Annotated in this window: 1 protein-coding gene; it reads left to right on the forward strand. The window is 71.6% G+C overall.

Annotated features, from left to right (window positions below; genetic code table 11):
* A partial coding sequence (locus ACNA7R_RS20650; protein WP_416285399.1) for a YncE family protein occupies nucleotides 1-342 on the forward strand: 342 nt, incomplete at its 5' end.
* Nucleotides 343-521 lie beyond the last annotated feature (179 nt).

A 521-nucleotide genomic window follows, 5' to 3' on the forward strand; every position in this document is an offset into this window, starting at 1 on the left:
GTGCAGGTGTTCTCGACCAGCACGCACGAGATGATCGCGCGCGAGTCGATCGGCTCGCTGCCGGTGCGCATGGCGTTCACGATCGACGGCCGCTACGCCTTCGTCCCCAACCGCTACTCCAAGGACGTCTCGGTGCTCGACACCAGCAGCCACCGCGAGATCGCGCGCATCCCGATCGGCATCTGGCCCGGCGGGATCGTGTTCGAGCCGAGCGGGCGCTACGCCTACGTCGCCAACAACAAGACCAACGACGTCTCCGTGATCGACGTCGCCGCCTTCACCGAGATCGCGCGTCACCGGGCCGGCATCCACCCCGACGGCATCGCGTACATCCCCTCCTGAGCTCCGGCCCTCCGGCGGCGCGGACGTCGCCCACGCCCGCTCCTCGCTCGCCGGACGCGAAAGGGACTTGCCACCGCACCCGCCACCCGCTGGCGCCAGCCACTACCGCACCGCCGACGCGCCGCCCGCCGACCTCCTCGACGCCTGCGTCCGCTGCGGCGGCTGCGTCCAGGCGTGCC

Origin of the sequence: Natronococcus sp., from assembly GCF_047921035.1 — an archaeon.
Taxonomy (GTDB): domain Archaea; phylum Halobacteriota; class Halobacteria; order Halobacteriales; family Natrialbaceae; genus Natronococcus.